Source organism: Actinomyces sp. MRS3W (genome assembly GCF_032465695.1).
Taxonomy (GTDB): Bacteria; Actinomycetota; Actinomycetes; order Actinomycetales; family Actinomycetaceae; genus Actinomyces.
The window spans coordinates 1-5,877 of record NZ_JAWDJJ010000276.1; the positions used below are offsets into that span (position 1 = coordinate 1).

The following is a 5,877-nucleotide window of genomic DNA, read 5'->3' on the forward strand; positions in this document are numbered from 1 at the left end:
CGCTTCCGCCCGGGCGCGGCCATGACCATGCGCCCGGGCGGAAGCGCGACCGGTTCAGAGCCAGCGGCGCAGTAGGACGCTGTCCCAGCCGTCCAGGTGCTCCGGCACCCCGGTCCCCGATGCCGCAGGCAAGGAGGAGATGAGCAGGCGCTCGGCCTGCGCCCACTCCCCCAGGTCGAGGCCCTCGGCGGCCAGTCGACGCCGTAGCTCGGATCCCTCCCCGGTCTCCAGTCCCGCGCGGGTCAGGCACGCCAGCAGAAGCACCTGCTCGCGCTCGCCGTCGACACCCACATGCTCGCGCAGAATCGTCCAGGAATCAGCGGCGTCGGCGTCCAGCAGGCGGAAGGTGCCCAGGGCAACGGCGTCGTCGGCGTGGCGCAGCGCGATAAGCGCCCGGTAGTGCTCGAAGACGCTGCCGGGCACGCCCACCTGCGAGGCGGCGTTGACCTCGGCGTAGTTGGGGGCCACGTCGATCCAGGGGACGGAGGTGGTGAAGCCGGCGTTGGCGGTGGCGTCCCACTGCACCGGAGTGCGGGCGTTGTCGCGGGAGTTGACTGCCAGGCCGGCCAGCACCGTCGCCGGGTCGTCGCCCACCCCGACACGCTCGTGGAAGTGGTTGATGGATTCCAGGTCCCGGTAGGAGTCGATGCCGCCGAGGACCGGGTTGGTCTGGCCAATCTCCTCCCCCTGGTACACGTAGGGCGTGCCGCGGTGCAGGTGCAGGATGGAGGCGAGGGTCTTCGCACTCATCTCGCGCCAGGCGGGATCGTCGTCGCCGAAGCGGGACACGGCGCGGGGCTGGTCGTGGTTGTCCCAGTAGTTGGAGTTCCAGCCCCGTTCGCCGGTGACGCGGCCGGAGGCGTCGGCATCGGGGGCGAGGGCGGCCTGCCAGAAAGCAAGATTGCGTTTGAGGGCGACGCGGTCCAGCGGACGCGGGTCAAACTTGCCGCCGGGGCCGTCGGTCAGGCCCACGTGCTCGAACTGGAAGACCATGTCCAGTTCCTCACGGGCGGGGTCGGTGTAACGGGGCGCCTCGGTGGTGTTGACGCCGGGGGTCTCGCCGACGGTGATGATGTGCCGAGCGCGCGGGGCGAACACCGTCTGGTTCATCTCGTGGAGGAACTCGTGGATGCGCGGGCCGTTGGCAACCATGCGTTCGGCATTGCCGTACAGGGCGCCGTCCGGACGTGGGCCGTCGGCGAGGGGGTAGGTCTTGGAGATGAGGTTGATGACGTCCATGCGGAAGCCGTCCACCCCACGGTCGAGCCAACGCCCCATCATGTCGTAGACGGCTCGACGCACCTGCGGGTTCTCCCAGTTGAGGTCCGGCTGTTTGACGGAGAACAGGTGGAGGTAGAACTCCTGGGTCTGCGCATCCCACGTCCAGGCGGGACCGGAGAAGAAGGAGCCCCAGTTGGTGGGCTCGGTGCCGGGATCGCCCGGAGCCAGACCGGGCACCTGGCGGGCGGGACGCCAGATGTACCAGTCGCGCTTGGGGTTGTCCTGCGAGGCGCGTGACTGCGCGAACCAGGGGTGCTCGTCGCTGGTGTGGTTGACCACCAGGTCCATGACCAGGCGCATGCCACGCTCGTGCAGGCCGGCGATGAGGGCGTCGAGGTCCGTCAGGGAACCGAATAGGGGGTCGATGTCCTCATAGTCGGAGATGTCGTAGCCGTTGTCGTCCTGCGGGGAGCGGTAGACGGGGCTGAGCCAGACGACGTCGACGCCGAGCGCGTCCAGGTGGTCCAGGCGGGCGGTGATGCCGGGGATGTCGCCGTAGCCGTCGCCGTTGGTGTCTTGGAAGGAGCGCGGGTAGACCTGGTAGACGACGGCGTGCCGCCACCATTCGGGATCTTGGCCGACATGGTTGGGGCTGACGACGAGCGACGGGTAGCTCATGGCAGGAGGCCTTCCGGGGTGGGCACGTCATTTGTGCCGGTTTCAGCGGTGTGGGTGTGAGCCTACGCCACACCAGTGGAGCGGTAAACCTCCCGGTTGGGGCGGGTTCTGCCCCAACCGGGAGGCGCACTCACTTCTGGCTGCCTCGCATCACGCCGGAGATGACCCAGCGCTGAGCGAAGACGTACACGAGGAACATCGGCGCGATCGCCATGAGGTAGGAGGCGAAGGACACCGGGTAGTTCGTGTTGAACTGTCCCTGGAAGACGTACTGCGCCAGCGGCAGGGTCGCCTTGGACTGGTCGGTGAGGATGACCAGCGGGAGCAGGAAGTCGTTCCACGCCCACAGGCAGGTGAGGATGCCGACGGTGGCGTTCATGGGTGACAGCAGCGGGAAGATGATCCGCCAGAAGATCGTCCAGCGGCTGGCACCGTCCATGGCGGCCGCCTCCTCCAGCTCCTCCGGGATCGACTTGATGAAGGAGGTGTACATGAGGATGTTGAAGGCCAGGCCGTAGACCACGTACAGCAGAATGAGGCCGGCCTCGTTGTCCAGGTGCAGCAGGGCGGTCTCCTTGACCACCGGCAGCATAATGATCGGGAACGGCACGAACAGGGCCGCCACGAAGTAGTAGTACATGCGGCGGAACCAGGGGCGGTGCATGTTCCGGCCCAGCGCGTAGGCCACCATGGAGTTGGACAGCAGGGTGAATACGGTCGCCCCAACGGTGATGATCGCCGAGGTGAGCACGCGCCGCGGGTAGGAGGTCATCTCCCAGGCGGTGGCGAAGTTGTCCAGGCTCCAGGAGCGGGGTAGCGCCCAGCCGGAGGTGGCCAGCTCCTCCGGGGTCTTGAAAGCGGTGACGACCGTGAAGTACAGCGGCACCAGCACGGTCAGGCTGAGCACCACGGCCAGCACAGTGGTCCACCAGTTGGTGCGACCGAAGATGGACGTGGAGGTGCGCCGCACGCGGTACACCTCGGGGTCGCCGGCACCCAGTTGGCTGTCCGCCTGGGGTGTGGACGGGTTCATGGTGGTGGCAGTCATGGCGGATCAGACCCTTTCCTGGCTCTGGGTGAAGCGGAGCTGGGCGAAGGACAGCAGAACGACGATGAGGAAGTAGATGATGCCGTTCGCCGTCTGGTAGGCGTATTCGCCGCCCTGGAAGCCGTTGCGGAAGATGAGATAAGAGATGGACTGGGTGGCGGTACCGGGACCTCCCGAGGTCAGGGCCACGATCTGGTCGAAGACACCCAGGAAGTTCTTGAAGGACAGCACCATATTGATGCCGAGGTAGGGGATGATGAGCGGCAGGGTCATCGACCACAGGCGCCGGACCGGTCCGGCGCCGTCGATGGCGGAGGCCTCGTAGATCTCATTGGGCACGGTTTGCAGACCGGCCAAGTAGATGATCGTGTTGTAGGCGACCGCCTGCCACACGCCGACGACGACGATGGCGAGCCAGGCCAGGTCCTCATTGGCCAGCAGCGAGGTGCTCAGCCACTCCCATCCCAGGGCCTGCCCGATTTCGGGCAGGTTGTTGGTGAACAGGTAGCTGAAGATGTAGGAGACCACCAGCACGGGCAGGATGTAGGGCACGAAGAACACGCCGCGGAAGAAGGTACGCGCCTTCATCTTGGAGTTGAGGATGAGTGCCAGTCCGAGCGCGATGATGTTGGTCAGAATGGAGGCGACGATTGCGTACTTGAAGGTGAAGACGTAGGACCCCCAGATGATGTCGTCGGAGAACAGGTTCTTGTAGTTCGTCAGCCCGACGAAGTGCCAGTCGCCGTAACCCTTGAAGTTGGTGAAGGTGTAGAAGAACCCGGTGAGCAGCGGGATAGTGAGCAGAACCGTGAAGACCAGGGCCGCCGGAACAGTCATCCAGATGAAGGCCGGGTCAACCTTTTTGGCCTTGTTCTGCTTGCGTGCGGCGCTACCGCCCGGTTTAGGCGCAGGCGCCGCGGGAGCAATGGTGTGAGAGGTCATGATGTTGGTGTCCTCCTGCCTCAGGCCGTCTCGTTGATGCGTCGGACGACCTTGTCCCACTGGGTGTCCAGGGTCGTGATGAGCTGATCCAGGTTGCCGCTGAACAGGTATTGCTGGACGTAGGCGTTGAGTGTGATCGCCGGCGGGAAGTTGTGGTCGGAGTAGGTGGCCACGCGCCCGGCGTCGAAGTAGGGCTGCAGGCCCTCCAGGGCCGGGTCCTGGGCGGAGAGCGTGGTCAGCGTCGGATAGGCGACCTGCTCGTCGCAGTAGGCGGTCATATTCGCCTCGTCCATGAGGTATTCGAAGAACCGTAGGTTCTCCTCCGGGTGTGCCGGGTTCTCACCCATGGTCAGGGCCACGTCAACGCCGGAGACGACCTTGGTGTCGGCGGCATTGTCCGCGGGGGTGGCGAAGGTGCCCAGGTTGATGTCCGGGTTGTAGGAGCGAATGGCCGGGATGGCGTAGGTGCCGTGCCAGTACATGGCGGCCTTCCCCTGCGCAAAGCCCTGGTTGCCGTCGTTGTAGCCGAGGGCGGCCTTGTCCGCGTTGCCGTACTGGACCGCCTGATACATCTTCTCGAAGACGGGGGTCAGTTCGGCGAAGGAGGTGCCCGAGTCCAGGTCGCGTCGCAGGTCGTACCACGCCGCCACGCCGTCGGTGAGGAAGGAGCCGGACAGGGAGGAGAAGGCGGGAGCGCCGGTCCAGTTGTCCTTAATCGCCCAGTAGAAGGGGTCGATGCCCTGGGCGGTCAGTTCGTCGCAGATCGCGATGAGCTCATCCCAGGTGGTGGGCGGCTCGAGGCCGGCGGACTCGAAGATGTCCTTGTTGTAGATGATGCCCGAGCCGTTGTCGGCGAAGGCGACGCCGTTGGTCTGCCCCTCGCCGCCGGTGCCAAGCGTGTCGAGAATGGAGGCGATGGAGGGGTTGACGCCGTCGAGCAGGTCAGTGGTGCTGAAGTCGTAGAAGATGCCGGTGTCGGCCAGCGCACCGTAGTTGTAGTCGCCGTTGATGGTGATGAGGTCGGGGGTGTCGCCCTTAACCAGTCGGGCCCGCAGCGAGGTGATGTTGTCGGCCTGGAAGTTCTGGGTGACGACGATATCGGGATTGGCGGCGTTGAAGTCTGCGCAGATCTGGTCGAAGAGAGTGATGGCCTCGCTCTTGAACTGGAACAGCTCGAGATGGACCTTGCCGTCTCCGGACGAGCAGCCCGCGAGCGTTTGGCCCGTGGCCGCGAGCGCTGCCGCCGTCGCCGTGCCGGCGAGGAAGGAGCGCCTGCTCAGTGCTCTCATGAGGAACCTCCGTGCTTCCTTGCTGAGGTGAGGGGATGGGAGTGCGACCGCAGGTCGGCCGCGCAGATTATTCTGCGTCAGAAGAAACTCGTGCGCAACCCTGCACCCCGCGCATCCGCCCGCCACCCCCGTCACCGAAACCGGCACTAATAACATGCCGAAACCGTGCGAAGTTGCTGAGGGCCGACTAAGCCTCAGCCAGCCGCTCAGGACCTCGCCCCAGCGACGACGAAGCCGCCGCGCCCCTCTGCTCGACGCGAGGGCCCAGCCCCGGTCACCAGCCCCGCATATCGGGCATGATGGGGTCATGGCCGCCTCAACCGCCGCGTCCGGGCGTGAATCGTCCAACTCGCCCTGGGCCGATCTCAGCGATACGCAGCGCGAGATCGTGCTTGCCCTGCTGCGCTACGGGAGACTGCCGCGCCCCGAGATCATGCGCCTCGTGGGCATCTCCCCCGGCTCCATCACTCGGCTGACGACGCCGCTGGTGGAAGCGGGCCTGCTCACCACACACACTCAACAGGTCGCCGACACCGGCAGGCCTCAGTCGCCATTGGAGGTGCGTGCCGACGCCGAATCCATTGTGGGTGTCGCGCTATCGACAAATCTGCTCACGGCGGTTCTCACCGACCTGCGCCTGGGAGTGCTTGCCACCGTGCGTCGGCCGCTGTCGGAGCACACCCCTGCCGACATCATGAC

General features: G+C 65.7%; 5 protein-coding genes. 1 reads left to right on the forward strand and 4 read right to left on the reverse strand.

The window, feature by feature from the left end; all coding sequences use genetic code 11:
* Positions 1–54 precede the first annotated feature (54 nt).
* The 4 genes from RWX45_RS10610 to RWX45_RS10625 form a co-directional block, all read right to left on the reverse strand.
* Positions 55–1,899: an alpha-glucosidase gene (locus RWX45_RS10610; RefSeq protein ID WP_316023692.1), complete on the reverse strand. Its 1,845-nt coding sequence runs from the start codon at positions 1,897–1,899 to the stop codon at positions 55–57.
* Positions 1,900–2,029: 130 nt separating this feature from the next.
* Complete coding sequence (locus tag RWX45_RS10615; RefSeq protein WP_316023693.1) at positions 2,030–2,947, reverse strand: carbohydrate ABC transporter permease; 918 nt, start codon at positions 2,945–2,947, stop codon at positions 2,030–2,032.
* A 6-nt stretch (positions 2,948–2,953) separates the two neighbouring features.
* Positions 2,954–3,889, reverse strand: coding sequence for a sugar ABC transporter permease (locus tag RWX45_RS10620; protein ID WP_316023694.1), 936 nt, complete (start codon positions 3,887–3,889; stop codon positions 2,954–2,956).
* A 20-nt stretch (positions 3,890–3,909) separates the two neighbouring features.
* Positions 3,910–5,178 (reverse strand): ABC transporter substrate-binding protein, encoded by a 1,269-nt coding sequence (locus RWX45_RS10625; RefSeq protein ID WP_316023695.1) that lies wholly within the window; start codon positions 5,176–5,178, stop codon positions 3,910–3,912.
* A 307-nt stretch (positions 5,179–5,485) separates the two neighbouring features.
* On the opposite strand from RWX45_RS10625, the gene RWX45_RS10630 reads away from it, so the two are divergent.
* On the forward strand, positions 5,486–5,877 hold a 392-nt coding region (locus RWX45_RS10630; protein WP_316023696.1), incomplete at its 3' end, for a winged helix-turn-helix transcriptional regulator.

Coding starts and splice junctions, on each gene's coding strand:
- RWX45_RS10610 (WP_316023692.1), bottom strand. CDS start 1,899: ATGAGCTACCCGTCGCTCGTCGTCAGCCCCAACCATGTCGGCCAAGAT.
- RWX45_RS10615 (WP_316023693.1), bottom strand. CDS start 2,947: ATGACTGCCACCACCATGAACCCGTCCACACCCCAGGCGGACAGCCAA.
- RWX45_RS10620 (WP_316023694.1), bottom strand. CDS start 3,889: ATGACCTCTCACACCATTGCTCCCGCGGCGCCTGCGCCTAAACCGGGC.
- RWX45_RS10625 (WP_316023695.1), bottom strand. CDS start 5,178: ATGAGAGCACTGAGCAGGCGCTCCTTCCTCGCCGGCACGGCGACGGCG.